Genomic DNA, 26,526 nt, shown 5'->3' on the forward strand with positions numbered 1-26,526 from the left:
TTCTATAGCCGCGGCTTGAGCTTTATAGGAGTTGAGCCATGCAGGGCAGTGCCAATCTTAATGTAATGATAAAAACTGCCCGAAAAGCGGGCCGCGCGCTTTTGAAGGATTTTGGAGAAGTTGAACAGCTCCAAGTCAGCGTCAAAGGGGCGGGCGATTTTGTGACGCGCGCTGATCTGAACGCAGAACAAATCATTCGCGAAGAACTTATGGAAGCGCGTCCGACCTATGGTTTCTTGGGCGAAGAGAGCGCCGAGATCGAAGGGCAGGACCCAACCCGCCGCTGGATCGTTGACCCGCTCGATGGCACGACAAACTTTTTGCACGGCCTGCCGCACTGGGCTGTTTCAATCGCGCTTGAGCACAAAGGCGCGGTTGTTGCCGGCGTCATTTACGATCCGGTGAAAGATGAATGTTTCTTTGCTGAAAAGGGACAGGGTGCCTGGCTGAACGAAAGCCGTATTCGGGTGTCTGGACGCAACCGTTTGATCGAATCAGTTTTTGCGACTGGCTTGCCTTGGGCGGGTCGCGCAGACCTTCCGCAGACACTCCAGGACTTGGGCCGTTTGTTGCCTGCAACATCCGGTGTGCGCCGCTTTGGTGCGGCCTCGTTGGATTTGGCCTATGTAGCGGCTGGCCGCTATGAAGGTTTCTGGGAGCGGCGCCTTAAGCCGTGGGACATCGCTGCGGGCTTGATCATCGTGACTGAGGGTGGCGGCATGATTGACGCCGTAACAGCAGGTGACGACATCATCGGCAGCGGCACAGTGATTGCTGCAAACAACGAAATCTTCGACAACTTCGCCAAAGTCATCCGCTCTTAAGGTCTGCGCCTGAAGTTTGACCGCTAGGTTTATCTGCGCCGCGTTACGCGCGGGACGTTGCTGCGCGCGTATGTGTATTGCGCTTCGGGGTGGGGCGGCTGCATCTGCCGCGCCCGCCAGAATGCAGGCCCGCCGTTTTTGACCCAGAAGGGCACAGTCGCGGCCATCCCGATCAAAAAGCCCCCCGCGTGCGCCCAGTAGGCAACGCCCGCGCCAGCAGGAGCTGTGATCCCGCTAAAGAGTTGGAAGGCAAACCACAGCCCCAGCATGATCCACGCGGGTACGGGAATGACTTTGAAGATGATCACCAAGATCAACAAAATATCCACTCGCGCCTTGGGGTAGAGGAGCAAGTACCCCCCCATCACAGCGGCGATTGCCCCTGATGCACCGACAGTGGGAATTGTGCTTAGCGGATCAGAAATAACATGTGAGAGACCTGCGCCCACACCGCACGCCAGATAGAAAACAGCAAAGCCAAAATGGCCAAAGGCGTCTTCCATGTTGTCGCCGAAGATGAATAAAAACAGCATGTTTCCGGCCAAATGCATCAGGCCACCATGCAAAAACATGGACGTCACCAACCCCGCAAAGTCCAAGCCACCCGTTACCTGACGCGGGATAAGCGACCACTCTATATAAAATCGCGTCAGCGCGCGCGGGTCGTCCATAATAGGCCAGTAACTGAGGAAAATGCCGATGTTCAGTGCCATCAACGTGTAGGTCACGAAGGGCACGCGGCCTGACGGGTTATGATCGCGGATTGGAAACATATCCGCAAAGGTGATCTGCGCCTATGCATTGGTCAAGGGCAACAGCGTGCTTGGCGGACATATACTAACGTGAGAACACATAAGCGCGGCACAAGGTGGCTTTCTTTTGATGCGGGTTCGGCGTATCGCAATGCGTATGAAATATATTCAACTCTCCGAAGCCAAGACCCTGCCGGTTTGGCGACAGCCTGTTGCTCTGCTGTTTTTGATGGCGGCCGCGATGCCAATTGCCTTTTCCACATGGTCCGCACTGCTCAATAACTTTGTGATTGAGGTCGCGGGTTTCGACGGCAGTGACATCGGCTGGCTGCACACGGTGCGCGAAATTCCGGGCTTTTTTGCAATCGGGGTGATCGCTGTTTTGATGGTGATGCGTGAGCAGGTTCTGGGAATTGTGGCGTTGGTTTTGCTGGGTGTTGCCACAGCTTTGACCGCAAAGTTTCCTTACATGGGCGGTATTTTGACGCTTACGATGCTCAGCAGCATCGGCTTTCATTATTATGAGACGGTGAACCAATCGCTTCAGTTGCAGTGGATTGATAAGGCGCGCGCGCCACAAACACTGGGCTGGATCATTGGGGCAGGGTCTGCGGCCACGTTGTCTGTCTATATCGGCCTGCAGTTTTTGTGGGAGCCGCTCGGCCTGAGTTATAACGCAGTCTATATGACAGGCGGTTTGATCACGGCGTGCCTCGCGATCTTTGCGTATTTTGCCTATCCACAGTTTGAAAGCCCCAGCCCACAGCGCAAGGAGTTCGTTTTGCGCAAGCGGTATTGGCTCTATTATGCGTTGCAGTTCATGTCCGGTGCGCGCCGCCAGATTTTTGTGGTTTTCGCAGCTTTCATGATGGTTGAGCGTTTCGGCTATAAAGTAGACGAGATCACAGGGCTTTTAATGATTACTTTGGTCGCGAACATGGTTTTTGCGCCGATGATCGGCAAAGTCGTCGCAGTCTTCGGCGAGCGCCGCGCATTGGCAGTTGAATATGTGGGACTGTTCGTGGTCTTCGTGGCATATTCTGGCATCTATTATTTGGGATGGGGCGTTGTTTTGGCGGCGTCACTGTACGTGGTAAACCATCTGTTTTTCAGTCTTGCGTTGGCGATTAAAACGTATTTCCAGAAAATCGCTGATCCTGCAGATATCGCGCCCACGGCGGCTGTGGCGTTCACCATTAACCACATCGCAGCGGTCTTTTTGCCTGCTCTGTTAGGGTATGTGTGGCTGACATCACCGGGGCTGGTATTTATCTTGGCGGCGGGGATGGCTGCTTTGTCGCTTGGCTTGTCCTTGTTGATCCCGCGTCACCCGACCCCTGGCAACGAAACTGTGTTTAGTCGCGTGCTGGCCGAGCCGGCGACCTGACCCTATATCACTGACCAAAGAAGCTGCGGAATGGAGTTTTTGCGATGATGTTATTTCAAAGAAAAAAGATGCAGATGGTAAGCGCGCAAAACGCGCTTGCGGGGCGTGCTGATCCGATTGCAACGGCTGCGACGCATTTTGTGTCGGGCCGCGATCTGACGATGGACGTGCCGACAGGCATGGAAGTGGTGCAGTTTGGAATGGGCTGTTTTTGGGGCGTTGAGCGGATTTTTTGGCAACTTGAAGGCGTGTGGTTAACCATGGTTGGCTACGCTGCGGGTCATACACCGAACGCCACATATGATGAGGTCTGCACTGGCAAGACGGGGCACAACGAAGTGGTGCGGGTGGTTTATGATCCGGCGGTTATTTCGTTCGAAGAGTTGCTTGTGGCTTTTTGGGAGGGGCATGATCCCACCCAAGGTATGCGGCAGGGTAATGACCTTGGCACGCAGTACCGTTCGGGCATTTATTGCAGCACTGAGGCGCAAATGGTTGCGGCATTACAAAGCAAATCTGCCTATCAAGAGCGCTTGGATGCGGCGGGTTTTCCAACGGTTACCACTGAAATTCTTGAGGCACCGACGTTTTATTTCGCGGAAGATTATCACCAGCAATATCTGACGAAAAACCCTACTGGGTATTGCGGGATCGGCGGAACCGGCGTCAGCTGCCCTGCAGGACTTGATGCATGATTAACGTTTTTGACGTTCTGGAGGGGTGCTCTTTCGATGCAGCTCGGGCTGAAGTAAATGCGACATTCGCACCAGACGCCACAGTCCACCTTGCCCATCCGTTTGAGACAATGTCCGTTGCTGATTTTGCCGCAGCTGACAGGGCAGTTGATGACGGTCCCTCAAGTGGTGGGCCATTGAGCGCGCTCTACACTGCGTTTCCCGATCTTGAACGCCGTCCGTTCATCAAAATGCAGGGCGTCGATACCCATGGTCAAACATGGATCGGGCACTGCGGGCATTACGCGGGTAAATTTGCGGCACCCTTCTTGGACATCCCGCCCACGGCGCGCCTTGCAACAATGCGGTTTCATGAGTTCTTTCGTGTTGAAGGCGATCAGATCGTTGAAATGCAGGCGCTTTGGGATATTCCCGAATTGATGATGCAGGCCGGTGCATGGCCGATGTCGCCCAGCTTGGGCCGCGAAATGACGGTTTTTGGACCGTCAACCTGTGACGGTCTGCGCATTGAAGGGGATGGTACTGCGGCATCTGCGGTGGTGGGCGATATGTTGCACCATCTCAGCTTTAACAACGACGGCGAAGAGGCGATGCGGCTTCCTGCGTTTTGGGATCCGCGCTGTAGTTGGTACGGGCCTGCGGGCATTGGGACCGCGCGCGGGATCGAAGGTTTTCGCAAGCACCATCAAATCCCGTTTTTGAATGCTATGCCTGACCGTAAAGGTGAGGTTGAGAAGGGGCATTATTTTGCGCAAGGCGACTATGTTGCTTTCACTGCATGGCCCGGCATGAATATGACGCTCGATGGCGGTGGATGGCTTGGAATTGCACCATCGGGCAAGCGCATCACCATGCGCAGTCTTGATTTCTGGCGGGTGAAAGGCGGTCTTATCCGTGAAAACTGGGTGCTTGTTGATTTGCTGGATGCTTACGCACAGCTTGGCGTTGATGTTCTGGCGCGGATGCGTGAATTAACCCGGTAAGGGCACGCGCTTCAAAAGTATCACGGTGAAAGTGGCGATGTTAAACGAACGGCACCGCCATATCCGCGTATCGGCTGAGAAATCTCATCACATGTCTCGACATTTAAGGCGATCACCCTAAGGGGATTGTCAGGTGTAAATCTTGGGCGTAGGGTAATCTTGCAAACCTATGCAAGAGTGAGTCTGAGCCATGATCCCCAACACCCCGTCGTTCCGTCTTGATGGCAAACGTGCACTGGTTACTGGCGCATCGCGTGGTATCGGTTTGGGCTGTGCTGCCGCTTTGGCGCAAGCAGGCGCGCATGTGGTGATGGCTGCGCGTGGCATGTCCGAGTTGCAGGCCGCCACGGATGAAATGGCCGCTCAGGGCCTTTCTGTTGAGGCAGTTCAGCTTGATGTGACGGACCTTGAAGCGGTGCGTGATGTGCTGAAAACACCTGTTGATGTTGTGTGTAACTCCGCCGGTATGGCGCGCCACGGTCCGGCGATTGATGCGCGTCCTGAAGATTTTGATGCAGTGTCAGCGATTAATTTCAAAGCGGCGTATTTTCTTGCACAAGAAGCGGCCAAAGGCATGCAGAACGGTGGCTCGATCATCCAGATCAGCAGCCAGATGGGCCACGTCGGCGGGATGGAACGTGCTGTATATTGCGGCACAAAACACGCCGTTGAGGGCATGACCAAGGCGATGGCCATCGAATGGGGCCCGCGCAACATTCGCGTGAACACCATTTGTCCGACGTTTATTCGCACACCGTTGACCGAAGCCACTTTTGAAGATCCAGCAAAGCGCGCGTGGATCGAAGAAAAGATCAAACTGCCCCGTGTGGCTGAGATCGAAGATATCATGGGGGCCGTGGTATTTTTGGCCACGGACGCCAGTGCGATGGTCACGGGAACGTCTATTTTAGTGGACGGCGGCTGGACTGCGGGATGAGGTGTGCGCGCCAAAATGGTGCCCAATGAAGGGTAAGGTCACTTCGTTTGATGTGGCGCAGCGGGCGGGTGTAAGCCAGTCTGCAGTCAGCCGCGTTTTCAGTGGTGCTAGCGCCAGCAAGGCCACCCAAGACAAAGTACGCAGCGCGGCTGATGCCCTTGGGTACCGGCCCAATAGGTTGGCGCGCGGGTTAATTACGGGGCGCTCAAAGATCATCGGGTTGGTCGTGGCTTACCTTGATAATCAGTTTTATCCAGATGCGCTTGAGCGGCTGAGTAATGTGCTCAAAGAGCAAGGTTACCACATCCTGATATTTACAACCAAAGGCCGCGGCGACGAGGTTAAACAGACTTTTGATCAGTTAATGGATTATCAGGTAGACGGCATTATCGCCGCAAGCGTGGGCATCAGTGATGAGCTGACCAATAAATGCGCCGCTGCTGGCATCCCACTGGTCCTTTTTAACCGGGGTCAACGGGGCGGCGCATTGGCCCAGGTCACCAGCGACAACCTTCAAGGTGCGGCCAAGATTGCGTCGTTTCTCGTTAAAGGCGGGCATCGGCGGATCGGTCATATTTCGGGTTGGATGGGCTCGATCACGGGCCAAGACCGCGCGCAGGGCTTTGCAAGTGGGCTACAAGCTGCGGGATCAGAACTGGTGCATCAGATTGATGGGATGTACCGCCGTGATACTGCGGCTGAGGCGGCAGAAACTCTGGTGAGCGAGCACGGTTGCGACGCAATTTTTGTGGGTAATGATCACATGGCGTTCGCAGTGATGGATCATTTGCGCGGTGCAATGAAGATATCTGTGCCAAATGATGTTTCGATCGTAGGATATGATGATGTCTCCATGGCGGCGTGGGGCGCGTATGAGCTGACGACCCTTCGTCAGCCGGTAAACCGTATGGTTCATGCAACCGTCGACACTCTTTTAGCGATGATTGAGGACGCGGATGCCTCTGCAGATCAAATTACAATAGATGGACCCCTCGTGGTCAGAACTTCAGCCAAAGTACCAAAGGAAAACTGATGCGCGGCTTCGACAATAAATTCAAAGATTTCCCTGATTATATTATCGGCATTACCAAAGAGGTTTGGGAAGATCGCGGCCTTGGCGAAGCGATGGAGCGCTATTACCACCCTGATGTCTATGTCCGGATGCCCGGTGTTTTTGCGCGCGGTGAAAAGGGTGCGACGGCGGCGACGATGGCGACGCTGGTTCAGTTTCCTGATCGGACTTTGCTCGGGGAAGACGTAATTTGGTCCGGCACGCCGGAAGAGGGGATGTTGTCGTCTCACCGGATCCGCTCAACGGCGACGCATCTTGGGGATGGTGCGTTTGGCGCGCCCACGGGCCGTAAGGTGGTTAGCCTCGCGCTGGCAGACTGTTTTGCCCAAGACAACATGATCTCTGACGAATGGCTGATCCGCGATAATGGCGGCATTGTACGCCAACTTGGCTATGAGCCACGGGAATTTGCAGCCGAGCGTTTGAACGAGATGACGCCGTTCACCCCTGCGATTGACGAAGACGGTCCCTACCTTGGACGCGGCAACGACAATGAATGGGGCGCTAAGACCGCCAATCTTATCGAGCGGATGATGCGCGCAGAATTCAGCGTAATCAGTCGTGAATATGACCGCGGCGCACAGCTTGAATACGCGGGCAACAAGAAAGGTCACAGCCACGAGTTTGCTGATGCATTCTGGCTTGGACTGCGCTCTGCGTTCCCTTCTGCAGAATTCAAGCTGAACCACGTTATCGGTCGCGAAGACCCGATGATGCCGCCACGTGCCGCGGTGCGCTGGTCACTGGACGGCAAACACGACGGATGGGGCATGTTCGGAAAACCCACCGGTGCGCCGGTCCACGTGATGGGCATCACGCACGTGGAATACGGGCCTTGGGGCCTGCGCCGCGAGTGGACGCTGATTGATGAAGTCGCCATCTGGGCGCAAATTTTGAAACACCAAGGCTGAGCCAGCCACCATACTACGGGAAGACCAACATGACTGATTTGTCAGATCGCATCGTTCGCTACGGCGAACTTAAACCCTGCCGGACCGCATTTATTGATGCACATACGCCGGGTTCTGATCAAAAAGAGAACTTCACAATCATTGGGGGCGGCGTGTCTGAAAGCGCCGACCAGCACGTCCATATTTCCGATCAGATCGGCTTTAACATCGGTGCTGCCGGACAGCCTCCTAAGTGCCGCAACTCTCTGCACAGCCACCGCACTGCAGAGGTTTTCTTTGTTCTTAAAGGCAAGTGGCGCTTTTTCTGGGGTCGTTGGGGTGATGCAGGTGAAGTCACTTTGGAAGCGGGCGATATCTTCAATATTCCAACAGGTATTTTCCGCGGGTTCGAAAACATCGGTGATGACTACGGCATGATCATGGCTATTTTGGGCGGTGATGATGCAGGCGGCGGCGTAATTTGGGCGCCGCAAGTCATTGAAGATGCCGGTGCGCACGGTTTGCTTCTGGGCGACAACGGACGTCTTTATGACACCAAAAAAGGGGAAACCTTACCTGATGGGGTTGTTCCGATGCCCGTGCTGAGTGACGCGGAATTGGCTGCGTTTCCTGAACCCACCACATCCGAAGTCGTGCCGGGATATGTGGCGCGGTATTACGACATGCTTGCATTAGCGGACAAACAGCCCGCGCGTGTTATCGGTGAGCACGGGATGCTCATTGATAAGCCCGGCTTTGATGTGGACATGATTGGCCGTGGCTCCCTGCCCGAGGCGGGATACACTACAGAAAAGCATGAGGTGCTTATGGGCATGACTGGCCATTGGAAAGTGAATGTCGAAGGCTTTGAAACGGTTCTGGCCCCGGGGGACACTTTTGCTATTCCTCCTAACAAAGCACGTACCATCACACCTGCGATGACAGGCGAGGCAGCGCTTTACCGTGTGAGTGCTACGGATGACGCTGCCGGCCTTACTTGGGTCCAGTAAAATGATTGGCCTTGCCCGACTATCGGGTTGAGGGCAGGGCCAAAATGCCTAGTGTGGCGTTGAATAATTTTGGGGATATCAGATGGTTAAAACAACGCACGTAGGCTCACTTCCGCGGGTTCAAGAAGTGGTGGATTTCATTTTTGCCCGTGAAAAAGAACAGCCATACGATCAAGCCGCATTTGACAGCTGCATGACAAAGGCAGTCGATGATGTGGTGGCGCGCCAAGTGGCCGCGGGCGTTGATATCGTCAGTGATGGTGAGACATCCAAGATCAGTTATGCGACCTATGTCAAAGACCGTTACACAGGCTTTGACGGTGACAGCCCCCGCAACGCGCCCGCTGATTTGAAGCTGTTCCCCAAGTTTCTTGAGCGCCAAGCCCAAGGTGGCGGCACCCCTACATATAACCGCCCCATGTGTGTGGGCGAGGTGAAGGCCAAACCTGTTGATGATCTGGCTAAAGACATCGCAAACCTGAAAGCCGCGATGCAAAAGCATGGCGCGTCTGAGGGCTTTATGAATGCCGCGTCCCCCGGTGTGATCAGCCTCTTTTTGCAAAACGACTACTACCCCACGCGCGAGGCTTATTTGGCGGCGCTCGCGGATGTAATGCGCGCTGAGTACCGCGCGATTGTTGATGCGGGCCTGTACCTGCAGCTTGATTGTCCTGATCTGGCCTTGTCGCGCCACATGCTTTTCCAAGACCTGACCGATGCGGAGTTTTTGAAAATCGCAGCGGGCCACGTTGAGGCGCTGAACCACGCCCTTGAAGGGATCGACCCGTCACGTGTCCGCGTTCATATTTGTTGGGGCAACTACGAGGGACCGCACGTGTGCGACATTGATATGGACACGGTCTTCAGCACGCTGATGTCGGTCGGCGCTGATCAGTTGCTCTTTGAAACATCAAATCCGCGTCACGCCCACGAATGGACAGTGTTCCGTGATCGCGTCTCTGAAATTCCTGACAGCAAAATCTTGGTACCAGGTGTTGTTGACACAACGACGAACTTTGTTGAGCACCCCCAGCTGGTTGCTGAACGCATTGCCAAGTTTACCAATATCGTCGGTGCAGACCGTGTGATCGCTGGTAGTGACTGCGGCTTTGGCACGTTTGCGGGCTTTGGTGCCGTTGATCCGGACATTGCGTATGCAAAACTTGGTTCACTTAGTGAAGGAGCCAAGTTGGAAAGCGCATGAGCGAACCAATTGTATTTTTACCCGGTATGATGTGTGATGCGCGGCTGTTTGGGCCGCAGTTGGCGGCGATGTCGTCAACACATGCTGTGATGGTCGCACCCATCACACAAGGTGAGCGGGTCGAGGATATCGCAGGTGCGCTTCTTGATCTGCTGCCGCGCCGGTTTGCATTGGCTGGCTTGTCGATGGGGGGCATCGTTGCGATGGAGTTGATGCGCCGCGCGCCTGAACGGATCACGCGGCTTTGCTTGCTGGATACGAACCCGCTTGCTGAAACTCCCCAAGTTGCTGCAATGCGCGAGCCGCAGATCGTGGCGGCGAAAACGGGTCGTTTGCTTGAGGTGATGCGCGACGAAATGAAGCCCAATTATCTGGCGCCGGGTCCTGCACGCCAAGATGTGCTTGATCTGGTGATGGAAATGGCGCGGACCCTTGGGCCTGATGTATTCATCCGTCAGTCTCGTGCGCTACAGCGCCGCCGCGACCAGCAAGGCACCCTGCGCCGTGTACATGTGCCGACCATGGTCATTTGCGGTGAACATGATGCGCTGTGCCCTGTGCGACGCCACACGTTTATGGCCGAGCTGATCGTAAACGCGCGGCTTCACGTGCTGGAAAACGCGGGCCACTTGCCCACGCTTGAGACGCCTGATGAGGTCATTGACCTGCTCTATGACTGGATGAACATGCCTACGGCAGCTTAAGCCGCCCGCGTTACCTTGGTTGATACGCAGCGGTGCGTTCGTCTGCGGTAAGAGTATAGGGTGTAACAACCGGTTCCATCGTGGATGCGTCGAAAAAGGGCGTGTCACGCCACCTTCCCGAGATACGCTCACGGGCCATGCGGCCAATCATGCGGCTCAGCATTCCGACCATATTCTTATGCGTGGTTTTTCCGCCCTTCTTGACAAAACCTTGTGCGCGCACAGGACCAAGCGCTTCGGGGCTGTCGACGTTGCTGGCAACAACGCCCACCACGGGCAGCTTCGGGCTGGCCATGGTGTTATACATCGGTGTGTCGCAGCATTTCGCATACCAGCGTAGCAGCCCGCCGGATTTATGAAGCCTCAAAACACTCAGGTTCTCACCACCCGATAGGATTTTCAGGTTTGAGGGGCTGGTTTGATAAAGATCAATCGCCGTATTTTTGGGGTCATGTACGCCGTGGTGATTGTTGGTGGCGTGGCAATCATCGCAATCACAGGAGGCATGAAAGCCGTGTTGCGGTCCCACATTTAACAGTTTTGCCGAAAGCGCGCCGCAGCTGCAGCTGAGCGTTACATCAGTAGCCATGAATGACCCCGTTTAAAGTTAAGCTGCAGTGTTTGAATTTGCAGCGTCAGTACTCGTTGTTCGTGCGTTGCTGGCCATAAAATCGATGACCAACGGACGGATATTCTCGCGCCATTTGCGGCCTGCAAAAATGCCATAGTGACCTGCGCCTGGCTCCAAATGACTAGCCTTTTTCGCATCGGGCAGGCCAGTCAATAAATCGAGAGCAGCAAGACATTGCCCAGGCCCTGAAATGTCGTCGTTCTCGCCTTCCACGATTTTGACGGCAACATCGGTGATCTTGCTGATGTCTACTTTCTTGCCGTTTACCGTGAAACAGTTACGTGCAATTTCGCGTTCTTTGAAAATGCGTTCAACCGTAGAAAGGTAGAATTCGGCGGTCATGTCCATGACGGCAAGGTATTCGTCATAAAATACGTTATGCTTGTCGTGATCACCGGCCTCATCGCGGGCAACGCGGGCGATTTGATCACCAAATGCTGTCGCGTGTTTTTCAAGGTTCATCGAGATGAACGACGAAAGCTGCAGCAAACCGGGGTATACTTTGCGCCCAACACCTTTGTATTTGAAACCGACGCGCTGGATCATTGTTTCATGCAGCTGGCCCATTGAGACCGAGTGGCCAAAGTCCGTCACATCAGTTGGGTTGGCATCAGGATCCACAGGCCCGCCAATCAAAGTCAGGCTGGCTGGCTGTGCGTCTGGGTTTTCTTCTGCAAGATAAGCCGTTGCCGCCAGCGCAAGCGGTACGGGCTGACACACTGCAACCACGTGTGTTTCTGGCCCAAGTTCGCGCATAAAGTCCGCCAGATAGAGCGTGTAGTCTTCTACATCGAACTTACCCGCGCTGACGGGAATGTCGCGGGCGTTGTGCCAATCTGTGATGTAGACCTCGCAATCTGGCAGCAGGCTCAAAACAGTTGATCGCAGCAATGTTGCATAGTGGCCGGACATTGGCGCGGCGAGTAGCACTTTGTGGCGTTTCTTTTTGCGACCCGGAATATGAAAGTGCAGCAGATCACCAAAATCGCGTGCCATGACGACACGCGGCTCAACCAGACGGTCTTGGCCTTTTGCATTGGTGAAATGCGCGATGTCCCAGTCAGGTTTGACGGTCATGCGCGAAAAACTGCGTTCGGTGACTTCGCCCCATGCACGGACCCAGTCCAGCATCGGGTTGGGCATTGCAGCCGTTGCTGGGTAGGACGTGAGGGCGCGCGCGGATGCACCAAGCCACTGGTTGGTGTTTCGAACCGTCTCCATCCAGTCATACATTGCCATATATTTCATGTTCGTCTCCTGCATCGGTTCACGCATGCGCTACGTTGATGTATGGTAACACATAGTGGGGCTGCTTTGGGAACAAAGCATGTGTTATGCTGCGACTGCACGGTATGGGGCTTAGATCGATATGACAACCAAAGAATCTTCTATCAGTGGGGGTCCTTCTGAAACAATCGATCGACCAAATGACCTTTTGGTTGGTGAGCACTCAGCAAAACTTGCGCAAAACCTATCGAAAGTCGAAGAATTGTCCAAACGGCTCACTGCTGCAATGCAGCAAAAGCGGCAGGTAAATCCCTCGCTTGAGGGGCCGGGCCAAGACTTGATGTTGAAGGCCGCTGCCAGTTTTTGGAGCGAGGCGGTCCGTGATCCATCAAAACTGTTTGAACAGCAGATTGCCTTTTGGGGCAAATCAATGGCTCATTTCGTTGAGGCACAGAATACGCTGGCAGCAGGTAAGCTTGAAGCACCAGCAGACGAGACCCCTTCTGATGGCCGGTTTTCAAACCCGCTGTGGCAGAGCCATCCGTATTTTAACTTTATCAAGCAGCAATACATGATGAACGCACAAGCGATGTCTGATGCGGTTGACGCGCTTGATGGGTTGGCCCCCGAAGATCGCAAACGCGTATCATATTTCACTCAGCAAATTGTGGATATGATGGCGCCCACAAACTTTTTGCAAACCAATCCAGATGCGCTTGAGCGCGCGGTTGAAACCGATGGTGCCTCGCTTGTGCAAGGCCTCGAAAATTTGGTGCGCGATATTGAGGCAAACGACGGTGATCTTCTGGTTACGCTTGCGGACAAAAATGCGTTCACGGTTGGTGAAAATCTCGGAACATCCCAAGGTAAGGTGGTTTTCCGTAACCGCATGTTTGAACTGATCCAATACACGCCGACCACAGACAAGGTTCATGAGACGCCGCTGATCATCTTCCCGCCTTGGATCAACAAGTTCTATATTCTCGACCTGAAAGAGCAAAACAGCCTGATCAAATGGATCGTCGATCAAGGGTTTACGCTGTTCGTTGTCTCATGGGTAAACCCAGATGACAGTTATGCGGACGTTGGGATGGAGGAGTATGTCGAGAGCGGGTATTTGACAGCCATCGAGCAGGTTAAGCAAATTTGTGATGTCAAATCGGTCAACGCTGTCGGCTACTGTATCGCGGGGACCACGCTGTCGCTGACTTTGTCCTTGCTGAAAAAGCGCGGCGATACGTCGGTGAACGCGGCCAGCTTTTTCACGACCCTCACGGATTTTTCTGATCGCGGTGAGGTGGGTGTTTTCCTTAACGATGATTTTGTTGACGGTATTGAATACCAGTGCAGCAAAGACGGCATTTTGGACAGCTATTACATGTCCCGCACGTTCAGCTATCTGCGTTCGAACGATCTGATTTATCGTCCGGCGATCCGCAGTTATATGCTGGGCGAGGCCCCGCCTGCGTTCGATCTACTTTATTGGAACGGCGACAGCACCAACCTTCCGGGCAAGATGGCGATCCAGTATTTACGTGGCCTGTGCCAGCGCGATGAGTTTGCCTCAACTGGGTTTGAGCTTTTGGGCGAAACCCTTCACATCAGCGATGTGACAGTGCCCGTCTGCGCCATTGCTTGTGAGACTGATCATATTGCTGCGTGGAAATCCAGCTATGCCGGTATTCAGAAGATGGGCAGCACGGACAAAACGTTCATTCTGTCCCAGTCAGGACATATCGCGGGCATCATCAATCCGGTGAGCCGCAACAAATATGGGCACTACCTTAATCCGGACATGTCAGGCACCGCGGAAGCGTGGCAAGAGGCGGCCGAGTTCACGCCGAAATCTTCGTGGTGGCCGACGTGGGGCGATTGGTTGGCAATCCGTTCCGGCAAGAAGTGCAAGGCGCGTATGCCTGGCGAGGCGACTCACAAAGTGATTTGTGACGCGCCGGGGACATATGTGCTGCCAAAATAATTTACGCATCTGAAGCCTGCCTTGGGGCTGCGTTTCGCTAGTTCCTTGATTGTTAACCTCTTTTTTGCCCAATGCTGCATTGCAGAAAAAGCTTGATTTGCTGCGATGCAGCATGTATCAATATTGCAGACGCAGAAAACAGCAGGGTTGTCTTGCTGGCGAATTTAAGAGGTATGACCAATGGCACAAGATTTCACAGCCGCAATGAAAGACATGATGGGCGCATTCCCTGTGGATACATTCGCAATGACAGACGCGTTCAAAACGCAGGCCTCATTGTCTGAAAAACTTTCTGCAGTTGCATTGAGTGCAGCAGACCAATCTTCCGAGATTTCTGCAAAATGGACCAAAGAAACGCTGACTAAGCTTTCTGGCGTTACCAAAGCACAAGCCGAGCCTGCTGATTACGCAAAAGCGATGACAGATTTCGCCTCTGCGTCTGCAGAAGCCTCTGCTGAATACATGGCAGCTTTCGCGGAAGTTGCGAAAAAAGTTCAGATGGAAACAGTTGAGTTGGTTTTGGCCGCTGGCAAAGACATGTCCGACGAGACAACAGCAGCAGTTAAAAAAGCGACTGCTGATGCCACTGCGGCCACGAAAAAAGCCACATCGAAGTAAATAGCCCCTTAGGCTTATCCGCGTCATTCCTCCCAATTACTGACGCGGATACAAAAGAGCGGGTGCCAGTTTTGGCGCCCGCTTTTTCTTTGCGGTACGTTCCCTGTGCAGTCTGTGCTGCGCCACAGCTTTGAACGATCACAAGTCTCTTTCCTTTTTTGCTGCACGCGCATAGGCTAATTCCCAGTGCATCATCTTGGGAGGATCGTCGCGTGGCTGAAGAAAAATCGACATTGCTAATTAAGCGCTACGCAAGCCGCAGGCTCTATAATACCGAGACCAGCGATTACGTGACCCTCGAAGATATCGCGAGCTTCATCCGTGAAGGCCGCGAAGTTCAGATTGTCGATTTGAAATCAGGCGATGATTTGACCCGCCAGTATTTGCTGCAGATTATCGCAGATCACGAAAGCCGCGGTGAAAGCGTTTTACCTGTCGGTGTGCTCAATGATTTGGTGCGTAGCTATACGACCCAGACCGCCAGTGTCGTTCCGCAGTTTTTGCAGATGTCGTTTGATATGCTTCGTGACGGGCAATCAAAGGTGGTTGATAGCATGAGCACAATCAATCCAATGGCCAAAATGCCCGGATTTGAGGCGATGCAAGCCCAACAAGAAGCCTTCATGAAGGCAATGACCAGCGGCATGACAGGGTTTGCGGCACCGCCTGCTGCGAAAGACGAAGGCCCCGCGCCAAAGGGTGAAGACCTAAGCGATATCAAAAAGCAACTGGCAGAGCTGCAAGATAAACTTTCCAAATTGTCCTAGTCCATGCGCGCATCTCAAGACCGTTTCACCCTCTGGGGCATCGAAGTATTTTTGGCTACTGTCGAGGAGGCAAGCATCAGTGCGGCTGCACGCAGGCTTGGCACATCTCCGGCCACGGTTAGTCAGCAGTTGACCAATCTTGAAGGCGCCATCGGAGTCACGCTGTTGAACCGCTCGCATCGCCCCGTGCTGCCAACCCCTGCTGGTGAGACGTTCCGGCTCCGCGCACAAAACATTGTTAACGAGGCAACCCAAGCACGCAGTGAACTGGCTCTTGATGGGCAGGCGCTGACCAGCTTTCGCCTTGGGATGATTGAGGATTTTGACGCAGATGTGACGCCGCGCCTTCTATCTGGCATGGCCAATGATCTGAAAGGGTGTCAGTTCTTGCTGGAAACGGGGGCCTCGCACCGGCTGTTTGATTTGCTGGACGCCCGCGCGCTGGATATTGTCGTGGCTGCAGATGTTGGTGCATCCGGCGAGTGGATGGATGTGCACCCGTTGATGAGAGAAGACTTCATCGTCGCCGTGCCCAAAGGCCAACCCACAGACGCGGACGCGCTTAAGAAAATGCCGCTTATTCAGTACACGCAGCGCCATCATATGGGCCGCTCGATCACGGCTCATTTGGCGCGGCAGCGGCTAAACCTTGCACATCAGTTTGAACTCGATAGCTATCACGCGATCATGGCGATGGTGGCTGCAGGGCAGGGTTGGACCATTTTCACCCCCCTTGGCTGGCTGCGTGCAGACCGGTTCCGTGAACAGGTTGATGTGGCCCCGCTGCCCTTTGGCGCGCTAAGCCGGACAATCAGCCTGACGGCGCGACGCGGTATTTTGCGTGATATGCCTGAACAAACGGCTGCGCGCCTCAAAGGCCATCTTGATGAGATGATCGTTAAACCGGCATCACAGCGGCACCCGTGGCTTAAGGATGCGCTGACCATTTTGTAGCGCGCGTCACTGTTGCGTGGCTAATTCAACTCGCCGCTAGGCAATGAGTTTAGTAATATTTCTCCGATCATGTCGCACTCTTGCGGTGTCAGGCGTGCGGGCAACCTAACATCACAGGCGCGCATCAGCATTGCGCGGGTCTTGGGTAGCTCTGGGGTATCGTTCAAAAACTGCCAGTTCCAAAATGCGCGCGCGTTGTCTGCTGACATGCCAAAGACCTGCACTTTGATGCCTTGTGCGTCCGCGCGGCGCACAAAGTCGGTGACCGCAGCATCAGTCATATCGGTCAGATTGAATTGGATGCTGTCAGGGGCGCGGTTTTCGGGGTCAAGTTTTTCGGGCACCGTCACATTGGGGTGACGATTAAGCTGTGCGGCTAGCCGGTCATTGTTGCGCCGCCCGTCCGCAACACGCCGCGCAATTTCCGGCAGCTGCGCGCGCACGATAGCTGCAGACATGTTGGACAGCCGCAAATTATAAAGCGGCAGTTTGTTTTGCCACTTTTCCACAGCTTCAGCGGCGATATCGTGTTTCTCCCAAGCGTGCTCATAGGCACCGGACATGATGGTGGCGCGCGCAACCAAGTCCGCATCATCAGTAATCAAAATGCCGCCCTCACCGGCATTGAGGAGCTTGTAGGATTGAAACGAAAAGCACCCGATCCGTCCTAACGTACCAATGTTTTTGCCGTGCCATGTCGTACCCAAGGAATGTGCCGCATCCTCAATAACTGGGATATCGCGCGCATCACAAAGACGCATAATGGCGTCCATCTCAGAGGTATGGCCACGCATATGGCTGATGATGACGGCGCTGATATCTTGTTCAAGTTTGCCCGCAAAATCGTTCAGATCGATCCGGTAATTTTCGCCCACTTCACAAAGGACTGGAACACATTCCGCGTGGACCACAGATGACGGCACCGCAGCGAACGTGAAAGCAGGAATAAGAACCCGCGCATCACGCGGCAGGTCTAGCGCCTTAAGGGATAGAAATAATGCTGCTGAACATGATGACACCGCCAGCGCGTATGTACTGCCAAGCTGTGCGGCAAACTCTCGTTCGAGCAGAGTGACAGGTGCGTTCTGGGACGTATAGCGGAACAGATCGCCTGAGCTAAGAAGCCGCTCGATTTCATCGCGCACAGCGGCGGGGATGGGTTCGGCTGTGTGAAGGTCAGAGGGCGCTTTGGTGGGCTGAGCTTGATCTAGCATTTTTATACTTTCCGAAAACTAATTTCGATAATTATAAAATACTAAAAGCTACCGGTCCATAAATATTGAGCGCCGCGGCAATTGGACCGGGGCGTGTTGTTGTCTTGGACCTGTGTCAGAAGACGGGGCTGTGCGCTTAGTGAAAGAGCCTGTCTTTGAGCGCCATCCACCGCATTGCGGCGTTGGTAATTATTCCGCCAATAAAAGCGCCGCCCGGAAGCGCGGGCGACGGAAGGCTTTGCAGCATGTCAAACTCACCGGTATCGCCGCGCATCGCGTTTACACACGCTCGGCCCGCAAAAGTGGCAAGCACAAGCCCGTGGCCTGAGTAGCCGCCCGCGCTGTAATGCCCGGCCGCGACTTGGCCCACAAATGGTAAACGTGTTGCGGTAACGGCGAGGGTGCCGCCCCACGTGTGACTGAATTTGACGTCAGACAGTTCTGGATAAATTTCAGATAGCTGCTTTCTGACGCGTGGCTCAATCTCGCCGAAGCGTTTGCCGTAGCTTTCTCCGCCCCCGAAAATAAGCCGTCCGTCACGGGATTGCCAAAAGTAATTCAGGACGAACTTGCTGTCATATACGGCCATTGGTTTTGTGATCGGTGCGCGCACGCCAAGAGGCTCGGTTGCCGCGATATAATTGTTGATGGGCAATACGCGGGCGGCGGTTTTGCGGTTTAGGTGCGCGCCGTAGCCATTTGTGGCTTGCAAGATGAACTTTGCCGAAACCGTGCCAGCATCTGTGCGCACGGTGTGGGGTGATCGGGCGGAATTGTGACCTGTACTGACATCAATTTTATGAACAGTGGACCGTTCAAAAATCTGCACGCCAGCTGCGTCGCAGGCCCGCGCAAGCCCAAAGGCGTAGCGAAGCGGGTGGCAATAGCCCGCATCCATATCAAGGACTGCGCCTGCGTAGGCTTTTGTTCCGCTATGGGCCTCAACCTGTGCTGCGTCGCACATGGTGGTGTCATATCCAAAGCGTGCGCGCATTAACTCGGCTTCTTGAGCCAGCTCATCGGCTTTTTGCGCGGTAACGGCCGCTTGTAGCAGGCCTGCGGTGTAGTCAGCGTCAGGCGCGTGTTCGGCAAGCAGTGAGCGGGTGAGTTTCTTGGCGTCCTCGGTCATGGCCCAAAGTGCATCGGCGCGTTGTTTGCCAAATGCTTTGTCGAGCACGCTAACGTCCCAATTCAAGCCCGTTCCAACTTGTCCGCCATTGCGCCCCGATGCGCCCCATCCCACACGGTGGGCGTCCAGAACGATGACTGACATGCCTGCTTTGGCTGCGTGAAGTGCAGCAGACAGACCCGTGTAGCCTGCGCCAATGATACACAGATCAGCCCGATGATCTCCGCGCAAAACAGGGTGCGGGGCAGGGGCATCAGCAGTTGCTGCGTACCAGCTTTCGGGCATCACGCCCTGTGCTTCGTTTGCAAAAAGCCAGTTCATTCAGGTCATACATTGAGCAAAAGATGCTCACGCTCCCAAGGACTGATCTGCTGCAAAAACTCTTCGTATTCCGTACGCTTTACGATGGAGTACACCCGTGCAAATTCAGGATGTAGAATGTTTTTGAGCCGCTCTGCACTATCAAAAAGTTCAAGTGCTGCGAACAGGCCACGGGGGATGTCTTCATCCGCGTCATAGGCATCACCGCGGTATTCAGGGCGTGGCGCGCGCGCTTCTTCAAGGCCCATCAACCCACACGCCAAGGAGGCGGCTATCGCAAGGTAGGGGTTACAATCCATGCCCGCCAACCTGTTTTCAACCCGCCGTGCAGCTGCGTCGCTGATGGGCACACGGATGCCCGTTGTACGGTTATCACGGGCCCATTCCAGATTGATCGGCGCTGCCAGATCTTTGACGTACCGCCGATAGCTGTTCACGTAGGGCGCTAGCACGGCGATGGTTGAAGGCACGTGGTTTTGAAGCCCTGCGATGAAGTGGTAGAAAGCGTCGGTCTCACTACCATCTGCGGCAGAGAAGATGTTGTTGCCGTCTTGATCAAGGACCGAGTGGTGGATGTGCATCGCACTACCGGGCTCGCCCTCGATTGGTTTGGCCATGAAAGTTGCGAAGCAGTCGTGCTTCAGAGCCGCTTCGCGGATCAGGCGTTTGAAGTAGAACACTTCATCAGCAAGCTTGACCGGATCGCCGTGGCGCAAGTTGATCTCTAGCTGCCCTGCGCCGCCCTCTTGGGTGATGCCGTCAATCTCAAATCCTTGCGCTTCGGCGAAATCGTAAATGTCGTCAATCACCGGGCCATATTCATCGACCGCTGACATTGAATAGGCTTGGCGTGCGGCGGCTGGTCTGCCGCTGCGGCCCATCATCGGTTCAATCGGGTTGGCGGGATTGGTGTTGCGACCGACCAGATAGAATTCCATCTCGGGAGCAACAACAGGGTTCAAGCCGCGTGCGTGATAGGCCGCAACAACCCGTTTCAATACGTTACGCGGTGCCATTGGCACAGGTTCGCCCTCGCGGGTAACCGCATCGTGGATGACTTGCAGGGTCCAATCACCAGTCCACGGCGCGGCCGTGGCTGTGCTCATGTCGGGCACAAGGGTCATGTCCGGCTCGATCCAGCCTTCGGGGCCTGCGGCCTCGCCCCAACCACCGGCGATGGTCTGAAAGAAGATCGAATTGGGCAAAAAGAACTGGGATTGTTTTGCGAATTTCTTGGCGGGAACGGCTTTGCCGCGCGCGATGCCGGACAAGTCACCGATGATGCATTCGACTTCATCAAGACGGTTCTCGTCCAAGTAGTCGTGGAATGGTGTGGGAAGGTTTGCAGTCCATGTCATGGTGCGTTGTCTTTCAAAAAATGCGCCAGCATCCGTGCGACGACCCATTCATCATTTGGGGTCTCCACATGTGCTTTGGCCTGCTCAATCAAAGCCGTCGGATACTGCGGATCTGTGCCGCGGGCGGCCAGATAATCATGCAGCACAGCGTTGGTGATTTCAGGGTGCGCCTGTGTTGTCAAAATTCGGTCCCCATAGCGGAGCGCGGCGTTCTCACAAAAAGAAGACGTGGCCACAACTTTGGCCGTTTCAGGACGCTTGACAATTTGATCTTGGTGCCACGCGTTGAACGACAGAGCCGTGCCTTCAAAATCATACGTGTGGCGGCCAACGGCCCAACCGCCTGCAAATTTCTCAACTGTACCGCCTAACGCCTGCGCGATGATCTGATGCCCAAAGCAGATGCCCACCATGGGGCGATCGCTTTGATCTACTGCGCGGATGAAGTCTTCGAGCGGAGGGATAAAAGCATGATTTTCATAGGCGCCATGTTTGGACCCTGTAACCAGCCAACCGTCCGCAGTTAGATGATCTTCGGGCCACTCATCATCGACAACATTGAAAGTCGTGAAGCTGAACCCTTCACCGTTAAACATACGTGTGAACAGGGCGTCAAAGTCGCCATGGTTTGCGTTGACCAAGTCAGGGGTGTGACCGCATTGCAAAATACCGATGTGCATCGCGTGGTGTCCTTTGACTGCGAAAATAGGGCGATGATCCGTGCTTAGCGGATGATCTGTGGACGCAACCGAAGTTTGGGGCGCGCCTGTGACGGAAGGTGGCGATTAAGTCGTTTGTTGGCAATGCCAAAGACGCCAATAATCAACAGGGTCACAAGAATGAAATACATCGCCAAGATGGGGTAGGGCACAAACGGGTTGAACGTTTTGTCCGCAAAGTAGCTGGCGTAATACAGCGCGTCTCCGCGTTGTTGGCGCGCAGGAAATCCGGTGAAGAAAATCAACGTGGTTGAGTGAAACAGAAAAATCGCTTCGTTGGTGTAGGCAGGCCACGCAAGGCGCAACATGGTTGGAAAAACGATCCGCTTGAACCTTGGCCAGCCGCTCATCCCGTATGCGTCTGCGGCCTCAGTATCGCCTTTGGGAATTGATTTCAGGGCGCCGTAAAATATCTCGGCTGAGTAGGCAGAGGTGTTACAAAAGAGCACGATCAACGCACCGAGCCACGCCGCCGAAAGGCTTTCGAACATTGGATGGATTGGTTTGAGCGATAAAAAGACGAAGTATCCGAAAAAGAACTGAATAAAGAGCGGTGATCCGCGGAATATAAAAATGAACCATTCGGAGGGTTTGCGCAAAAGCGCCTTTGGGCTGTCTTTTCCCATGGCAAGAGCGACCGCGAAACAAAAGCCAAACATCAGGGCGAACAAGCCAAAGTAGATGTTCCAGATCATGCCGGACCCGATAAGCGTAAACTGTTGGCACAACGTAAAATCACTGCGCGGCAAAAGCCGTTCGCCGTACCCGATGGCGCGTAGACCGTAATCAAGAATGGTTTGGGTGCAACTCATCACGCGGCCTTTCTTTGCGCTTCACCAGCGGCTGTGGCCTGTCCATGGGTCAAGCGCGCCATGACGCGGTCAAGAACCACTTCAGAGACTTTGGTGAAGGCCAAATAAAAGACGAGCAGCGCCAAGAAATACCACATCCGCCAATCGCCGTGGGGGTAATCTGTGAAGCGCGGGTTTTTTGTACCGCCTAGTTCGCGTGCCCAATAGACAATATCCTCAACGCCCAGCAAAAACAAAAGTGGCGTCGCTTTGATTAGTACCATCCAGAGGTTCGACAGGCCGGGCAGGGCAAACACCCACATTTGCGGCACCAAGATACGCCAGAAGGTTTGGCGCTTGTTCATGCCGTATGCCGCAGCTGTTTCGAGTTGTGCGGCCGGTACTGCACGCATAGCGCCGAACAAAACGTTGCCCGCGAAGGCCCCAAAAACGATGGCAAATGTCAGCACGGCTACGAAAAAGCCGTAGACTTCATGGACCCATTGCGGTGCGTTGCCTTGGGGCAGTTTTGCCTCGGCGCAGACGACAAAATCGTTGCCTTGACGGATTGGGTCTGTCCAATCGGGGCACAGGACTTGGTGGCGGGCCCATTCAAACCCTTGGTCCAGTGCGATCACAAAAAAGAGAAAAAACGCAATGTCAGGCACGCCGCGCACCAGCGCCATGTATGTTTTTCCAAACCATCTCAATGGCGTAAAAGATGATCTCGCGGCAGCCGCACCGCCAAAACCAAACATCAAAGCAGCGGGTGCAGTAATCGCCAACAACAAAAGAACCGTGCCCACGGACCAGTAAAGCGACATGTGCTTACCGGTGGTCAGGTAACACGCCATCCAGCGCCAGTCAGCCAACAGGCTGGGGTCTGAGCAAAATTCAAAGATGGCGGGCCTCTGCGGGTTATGGCCGAAATGTTGGCAGGTTGGGGGTGGTCACCACATATCAAAAGGGGCGCTTGTGTGCCAAGCGCCCCTTCGGGATGTTTTGACCGCTTAGAAAGGAGCGGATTCAGGCAGCCACTTTGCGATCAGTACGTTCAGTGAACCGTCTGCTTTCATGCTTTCGATTGCTGCAGAGAATTTCTCTTTCAGCTCTGTGTCGCTTTCACGGATGCCCATGCCGATGCCGCCGCCAAGCAGTACGTCATCGCCAACCATTTGCAGGTCTGCATCTTCCGCTGCGATTGGCTCGAGGAACGCACGGTCTGCAAGAACGGCGTCCGCTTCGCCTGATTTCACGGCTGCAACTGTTTCTTCTGGTGTTGCGAACTCGAGAAGTGTCGCGCCCATTGAGGCAACGTGGCCCGCTTGGATCGTACCAGTTTGCGCAGCGATCACGCCACCTGCCAGATCAACGTCAGCAGATGCTGCTACGAATGAAGAGGGATCGGGCTGTGTGTAAGGTGTTGTGAAATCGATGACTTCGTCACGCTCGGCTGTGATGGACATGCCTGCGATGATTGCGTCGTAGTTGCCGGATACGAGGTTCGGGATGATGCTGTCCCACTCGTTTGTGACCCACTCGCATGTCAGTTCAGCGCGTGCGCACAGCTCATCGCCTACTTCGCGCTCAAAGCCATCAACTTCGCCTGCGTCATTGAGGAAGTTGTAGGGAGGGTAGGCGCCCTCGGTTCCCAAACGAACCACAGAGTGGCTACCTGCGAGTGCAGCACCTGCGGTGATTGCAAGCAAAGCGGTTGCTGTAATTAGTGTCTTCATGAGGTTTCTCCCTTGTCTCATTAAGTCGGTACTGGTGTTGTTATGCGCTGCCAGCAGAAAGAAATTGCTGCAAACGCTCGGATTTTGGCGCGCCAAACAACTCGTCAGGTGCGCCTTCTTCTTCGATCAGCCCTTGGTGCAAAAACACAACGTGATCAGACACATCGCGGGCAAGGTTCATATCATGGGTGACGATCAGCATCGTGCGCCCCTCAGCGGCAAGGTCTTTGATCACGCGGATCACTTCTTGCTCAAGCTCTGGGTCAAGGGCGGACGTAGGCTCGTCAAACAGCAGGGCCTTTGGCTCCATGCACAGGGCGCGCGCGATGGCGGCACGCTGTTGCTGGCCGCCCGAAAGCTGTGCGGGATACACATCGCATTTGTCCCCAATGCCAACTTTTTTGAGATATTTGCGCGCAGAGGCCTCAACTTCTGACTTGGCGCGCCCCAAAACAGTAACAGGCGCCTCCATGACATTTTCAAGAATTGTCATATGGGCCCACAGATTAAACTGTTGGAACACCATGCAAAGATTAGTGCGGATATGGCGAACCTGAGCCGCGTCAGAGGGGCGGCGCGCTTGGGCCGTGCCGCGCCAATTTACTGGATCGCCTTCGAAAATCACATCGCCCTGCTGGCTGTCTTCGAGCAGGTTTGCACAGCGCAAAAGCGTGGATTTTCCGGAACCAGATGAGCCGATGAGCGAAACCACATCCCCACGTTCAGCGCGGATACCGACCCCTTTGAGAACCTCAAGCTCTCCGTAGGATTTGTGCAAATCCTTCAATTCGATGACAGTGTTGGCGGTCACAGCTATCCCTGCAAATGTTAGCGCTTTAATACACTTCGATTCTACAGAAATTGCAATGGTATGCGCCAAACTTGACCCAGCGGAACTTGGCGCCGCTATGGCTATTTTTAGCTTTCCTAAGTGCTGACCCGTTGGCGCGCCAAGTTGCTGTCGATATCAGAGACACCAAGGAACGACACGACCATGCGCAAAAGCGCATCTTCTTCGTCGTCACGCTCACCATCTGCCAATGCAACGGTCCATAGCGCTTCGACGACTGCGATGCGGTCCTCATAGGCGACTGCATCTTTGATAGCGCGGGTAAAGCGCACGGTATCGGGTGCTTCTTTTTCCAACTCTTCGGCCTGCAGTTTTAGGCTTTGAGCATCGCTGCCAGACAGCCCGTAACGCGCCTGAATGATCGAAACGATGCGCTGTTGTTCCGCAAGCGCGTAATCCCCGTCGGATTTGGCAAGCCGGACCAACAGTCCCGTTAGGGCAAGCCGCGCGTCAGCATCCGCAAGCTGGGCGGGTTTATCGGCTGTGAGGCGGTTTAGAAGTTGTGCAAACATATTCAACATCTATGCTTTTCAAAAGGGCTTTCAAGTGGCGTGCCACACTGCACAGCGTCTAGCCGTCATACCCTTCGACGATAACCAAATCGGTCAATGCGATTGGCTCCCGCAGGGCTTTGGCAGCTTGATATTCCGCGCTGTTGTAGCAAGCGTAGGCAGCCTCAATACTTGGGAATTCAATGACGACGGTGCGTGAGCGGGCACTACCTTCTTCAAGGGTTTGTTCGCCGCCGCGCACGACAAAACGCGCGCCAAATTCTGCGAATGGGGCGGCATTTGCGGCCTTGTAGGCTTCATAGCCTTCAGGGTCTGAGACATCTCCGTGCGCAATCCAGTATCCTTTGGGCATGTATTTCTCCGATTTGTGAGAGGGTGAATAAGTGGGCTGATTAGGCGGAAGGGACGGTAATTTGCCCTTGTGAGATTGGCACGGCGCTGCCCGCGATACGCACCGCAGTCAGCACGCCGCTTGCTACATCCGCTTTAAAGTAGATCTCGCTTGGTCGCCCCATGGAAATGCCTTGGGTCAATTGCAGTTCGGTTGTGCCGTCTTTGTCCAGCGCGCCGTTTTGCAAAAGCTGGCTGGCCAGAATTGCGCTTGCGCTGCCTGTTGCGGGATCTTCGGGAATACCGGCAGTGGGGGAAAACATTCGCGCATTAAAGCTTGGTGTATAGAGATACGCACTGTCCACCTGACAGGCTTTCATCAGTTGATCCCAAGCGGGCTGGAGTGGGCGCGCGTGTTGCAACGCGGCCTCATTCACCACGGGAATATAAAGAAAACGCGGCCCGCCTTCGTGCACGCCTGCCGTGTGTGGGCCAAGTTGCGTGGTGGTCAGGCCCAAAGCGGAGGCGGCTAATTCCGGATCGACGGCAATATTGCAGTCAAAAGGTACAACAGGCGCGGTAAATTGTGCTGTATCGTTGGTAATTGTGACGGGCACAAGTCCGGCAACTTCTTCAAGCACTACATGATCCAACCCACGCTTTTGGGCCAGATGCAGCGCGCAGCCAATGGTGGGGTGACCTGCAAAAGGGATTTCTGAAGTTGGGAAAAAGATGCGCACCTTAGCCGTGTTCGAAGTATCATCTGCCGTCTGCACAAAGATGGTTTCCGACAAGTTGAATTCACGCGCAATTGTTTGCATCTGCGCTGTGCTCAGATCGTCTGTGCCCTCAACAATGGCCAACGGATTGCCACTGAACGGGCGCTGCGTGAATACGTCGTAAGTCGTGAAGTCGAGAGTTGGCATCCGGTCC

Annotated in this window: 28 protein-coding genes; 14 read left to right on the plus strand and 14 right to left on the minus strand. The window is 54.5% G+C overall.

The window, feature by feature from the left end:
* The first annotated feature begins 38 nt into the window (after positions 1 to 38).
* Positions 39 to 824, plus strand: a complete 786-nt coding sequence (locus tag OLX08_RS11485) for an inositol monophosphatase family protein (protein ID WP_341246627.1) — start codon at positions 39 to 41, stop codon at positions 822 to 824.
* Positions 825 to 853: 29 nt separating this feature from the next.
* On the opposite strand, the gene OLX08_RS11490 is transcribed toward OLX08_RS11485, so the two are convergent.
* The gene (locus tag OLX08_RS11490; RefSeq protein ID WP_391481534.1) at positions 854 to 1,597 is read right to left on the minus strand and encodes a rhomboid family intramembrane serine protease; all 744 of its coding nucleotides are present in this window, start codon (positions 1,595 to 1,597) and stop codon (positions 854 to 856) included.
* A gap of 136 nt (positions 1,598 to 1,733) precedes the next feature.
* Here OLX08_RS11490 and OLX08_RS11495 point away from each other — a divergent pair, with 136 nt between their 5' ends.
* The 9 genes from OLX08_RS11495 (at position 1,734) to OLX08_RS11535 (ending at position 10,458) form a co-directional block, all read left to right on the plus strand.
* Positions 1,734 to 2,963 (plus strand): MFS transporter, encoded by a 1,230-nt coding sequence (locus OLX08_RS11495; RefSeq protein ID WP_391481535.1) that lies wholly within the window; start codon positions 1,734 to 1,736, stop codon positions 2,961 to 2,963.
* Between the two features lie 44 nt (positions 2,964 to 3,007).
* Complete coding sequence (msrA, locus tag OLX08_RS11500; RefSeq protein WP_391481536.1) at positions 3,008 to 3,658, plus strand: peptide-methionine (S)-S-oxide reductase MsrA; 651 nt, start codon at positions 3,008 to 3,010, stop codon at positions 3,656 to 3,658.
* Positions 3,655 to 4,641 carry an ester cyclase gene (locus OLX08_RS11505; RefSeq protein ID WP_391481537.1) on the plus strand — a complete coding sequence of 329 codons (987 nt, stop codon included), beginning with the start codon at positions 3,655 to 3,657 and terminating at the stop codon, positions 4,639 to 4,641. Before msrA ends, OLX08_RS11505 begins: the two co-directional genes overlap by 4 nt.
* Positions 4,642 to 4,831: 190 nt before the next feature.
* Positions 4,832 to 5,578 carry an SDR family NAD(P)-dependent oxidoreductase gene (locus OLX08_RS11510; protein ID WP_391481538.1) on the plus strand — a complete coding sequence of 249 codons (747 nt, stop codon included), beginning with the start codon at positions 4,832 to 4,834 and terminating at the stop codon, positions 5,576 to 5,578.
* A 25-nt stretch (positions 5,579 to 5,603) separates the two neighbouring features.
* The gene (locus OLX08_RS11515; RefSeq protein ID WP_391481539.1) at positions 5,604 to 6,611 is read left to right on the plus strand and encodes a LacI family DNA-binding transcriptional regulator; all 1,008 of its coding nucleotides are present in this window, start codon (positions 5,604 to 5,606) and stop codon (positions 6,609 to 6,611) included.
* On the plus strand, positions 6,611 to 7,561 hold the full coding sequence (locus tag OLX08_RS11520; protein ID WP_391481540.1) for a nuclear transport factor 2 family protein: 951 nt from the start codon (positions 6,611 to 6,613) through the stop codon (positions 7,559 to 7,561). The genes OLX08_RS11515 and OLX08_RS11520 overlap by 1 nt, the downstream gene beginning before the upstream one ends.
* 29 nt (positions 7,562 to 7,590) lie before the next feature.
* Positions 7,591 to 8,550: a cupin domain-containing protein gene (locus tag OLX08_RS11525; RefSeq protein ID WP_391481541.1), complete on the plus strand. Its 960-nt coding sequence runs from the start codon at positions 7,591 to 7,593 to the stop codon at positions 8,548 to 8,550.
* 82 nt (positions 8,551 to 8,632) lie between these two features.
* Positions 8,633 to 9,754, plus strand: coding sequence for a cobalamin-independent methionine synthase II family protein (locus tag OLX08_RS11530; RefSeq protein ID WP_391481542.1), 1,122 nt, complete (start codon positions 8,633 to 8,635; stop codon positions 9,752 to 9,754).
* Positions 9,751 to 10,458, plus strand: a complete 708-nt coding sequence (locus OLX08_RS11535; RefSeq protein ID WP_341246636.1) for an alpha/beta fold hydrolase — start codon at positions 9,751 to 9,753, stop codon at positions 10,456 to 10,458. Before OLX08_RS11530 ends, OLX08_RS11535 begins: the two co-directional genes overlap by 4 nt.
* Before the next feature lie 10 nt (positions 10,459 to 10,468).
* Here OLX08_RS11535 and OLX08_RS11540 read toward each other — a convergent pair whose 3' ends face one another.
* Both OLX08_RS11540 and phaZ read right to left on the minus strand, forming a co-directional pair.
* Positions 10,469 to 11,047 carry a DUF6151 family protein gene (locus tag OLX08_RS11540; protein WP_391481543.1) on the minus strand — a complete coding sequence of 193 codons (579 nt, stop codon included), beginning with the start codon at positions 11,045 to 11,047 and terminating at the stop codon, positions 10,469 to 10,471.
* 18 nt (positions 11,048 to 11,065) lie between these two features.
* Positions 11,066 to 12,337 (minus strand): polyhydroxyalkanoate depolymerase, encoded by a 1,272-nt coding sequence (gene phaZ / locus OLX08_RS11545; protein ID WP_391481544.1) that lies wholly within the window; start codon positions 12,335 to 12,337, stop codon positions 11,066 to 11,068.
* Between the two features lie 121 nt (positions 12,338 to 12,458).
* Here phaZ and OLX08_RS11550 point away from each other — a divergent pair, with 121 nt between their 5' ends.
* The 4 genes from OLX08_RS11550 to OLX08_RS11565 all read left to right on the plus strand — a co-directional run bounded on the left by OLX08_RS11550 (position 12,459) and on the right by OLX08_RS11565 (position 16,633).
* Positions 12,459 to 14,294 (plus strand): PHA/PHB synthase family protein, encoded by a 1,836-nt coding sequence (locus OLX08_RS11550; RefSeq protein ID WP_391481545.1) that lies wholly within the window; start codon positions 12,459 to 12,461, stop codon positions 14,292 to 14,294.
* A 180-nt stretch (positions 14,295 to 14,474) separates the two neighbouring features.
* Complete coding sequence (locus tag OLX08_RS11555) at positions 14,475 to 14,912, plus strand: phasin, PhaP (protein ID WP_391481546.1); 438 nt, start codon at positions 14,475 to 14,477, stop codon at positions 14,910 to 14,912.
* A gap of 212 nt (positions 14,913 to 15,124) precedes the next feature.
* Complete coding sequence (gene phaR, locus OLX08_RS11560; RefSeq protein ID WP_391481547.1) at positions 15,125 to 15,679, plus strand: polyhydroxyalkanoate synthesis repressor PhaR; 555 nt, start codon at positions 15,125 to 15,127, stop codon at positions 15,677 to 15,679.
* 3 nt (positions 15,680 to 15,682) lie between these two features.
* Positions 15,683 to 16,633 (plus strand): LysR family transcriptional regulator, encoded by a 951-nt coding sequence (locus OLX08_RS11565; protein ID WP_391481548.1) that lies wholly within the window; start codon positions 15,683 to 15,685, stop codon positions 16,631 to 16,633.
* A 20-nt stretch (positions 16,634 to 16,653) separates the two neighbouring features.
* On the opposite strand, the gene OLX08_RS11570 is transcribed toward OLX08_RS11565, so the two are convergent.
* The 11 genes from OLX08_RS11570 to OLX08_RS11620 form a co-directional block, all read right to left on the minus strand.
* Positions 16,654 to 17,847 (minus strand): DegT/DnrJ/EryC1/StrS family aminotransferase, encoded by a 1,194-nt coding sequence (locus OLX08_RS11570; RefSeq protein ID WP_391481549.1) that lies wholly within the window; start codon positions 17,845 to 17,847, stop codon positions 16,654 to 16,656.
* Between the two features lie 136 nt (positions 17,848 to 17,983).
* A complete protein-coding gene (locus tag OLX08_RS11575; protein ID WP_391481550.1) occupies positions 17,984 to 19,297 on the minus strand; it encodes an NAD(P)/FAD-dependent oxidoreductase in 1,314 nt (437 codons plus the stop codon).
* A gap of 5 nt (positions 19,298 to 19,302) precedes the next feature.
* Complete coding sequence (locus tag OLX08_RS11580) at positions 19,303 to 20,655, minus strand: glutamine synthetase family protein (RefSeq protein WP_391481551.1); 1,353 nt, start codon at positions 20,653 to 20,655, stop codon at positions 19,303 to 19,305.
* On the minus strand, positions 20,652 to 21,335 hold the full coding sequence (locus OLX08_RS11585; RefSeq protein WP_391481552.1) for a type 1 glutamine amidotransferase: 684 nt from the start codon (positions 21,333 to 21,335) through the stop codon (positions 20,652 to 20,654). The genes OLX08_RS11580 and OLX08_RS11585 overlap by 4 nt, the downstream gene beginning before the upstream one ends.
* 44 nt (positions 21,336 to 21,379) lie before the next feature.
* Positions 21,380 to 22,186, minus strand: coding sequence for an ABC transporter permease (locus tag OLX08_RS11590; RefSeq protein ID WP_341246646.1), 807 nt, complete (start codon positions 22,184 to 22,186; stop codon positions 21,380 to 21,382).
* A complete protein-coding gene (locus tag OLX08_RS11595) occupies positions 22,186 to 23,067 on the minus strand; it encodes an ABC transporter permease (protein ID WP_391483253.1) in 882 nt (293 codons plus the stop codon). Before OLX08_RS11595 ends, OLX08_RS11590 begins: the two co-directional genes overlap by 1 nt.
* A gap of 108 nt (positions 23,068 to 23,175) precedes the next feature.
* Entirely contained in the window at positions 23,176 to 23,901 is a 726-nt protein-coding gene (locus OLX08_RS11600) for a transporter substrate-binding domain-containing protein (RefSeq protein WP_048598283.1), read from the minus strand.
* 40 nt (positions 23,902 to 23,941) lie between these two features.
* Positions 23,942 to 24,712, minus strand: a complete 771-nt coding sequence (locus tag OLX08_RS11605) for an ABC transporter ATP-binding protein (RefSeq protein WP_391481553.1) — start codon at positions 24,710 to 24,712, stop codon at positions 23,942 to 23,944.
* A 116-nt stretch (positions 24,713 to 24,828) separates the two neighbouring features.
* On the minus strand, positions 24,829 to 25,263 hold the full coding sequence (locus OLX08_RS11610) for a TerB family tellurite resistance protein (protein ID WP_391481554.1): 435 nt from the start codon (positions 25,261 to 25,263) through the stop codon (positions 24,829 to 24,831).
* Between the two features lie 58 nt (positions 25,264 to 25,321).
* Positions 25,322 to 25,615 (minus strand): DUF1330 domain-containing protein, encoded by a 294-nt coding sequence (locus OLX08_RS11615; protein WP_391481555.1) that lies wholly within the window; start codon positions 25,613 to 25,615, stop codon positions 25,322 to 25,324.
* A 40-nt stretch (positions 25,616 to 25,655) separates the two neighbouring features.
* Positions 25,656 to 26,519, minus strand: a complete 864-nt coding sequence (locus tag OLX08_RS11620; RefSeq protein ID WP_391481556.1) for a PhzF family phenazine biosynthesis protein — start codon at positions 26,517 to 26,519, stop codon at positions 25,656 to 25,658.
* Positions 26,520 to 26,526 lie beyond the last annotated feature (7 nt).

This window comes from Nereida ignava, assembly GCF_047114695.1.
Taxonomy (GTDB): Bacteria; Pseudomonadota; Alphaproteobacteria; order Rhodobacterales; family Rhodobacteraceae; genus Nereida; species Nereida ignava.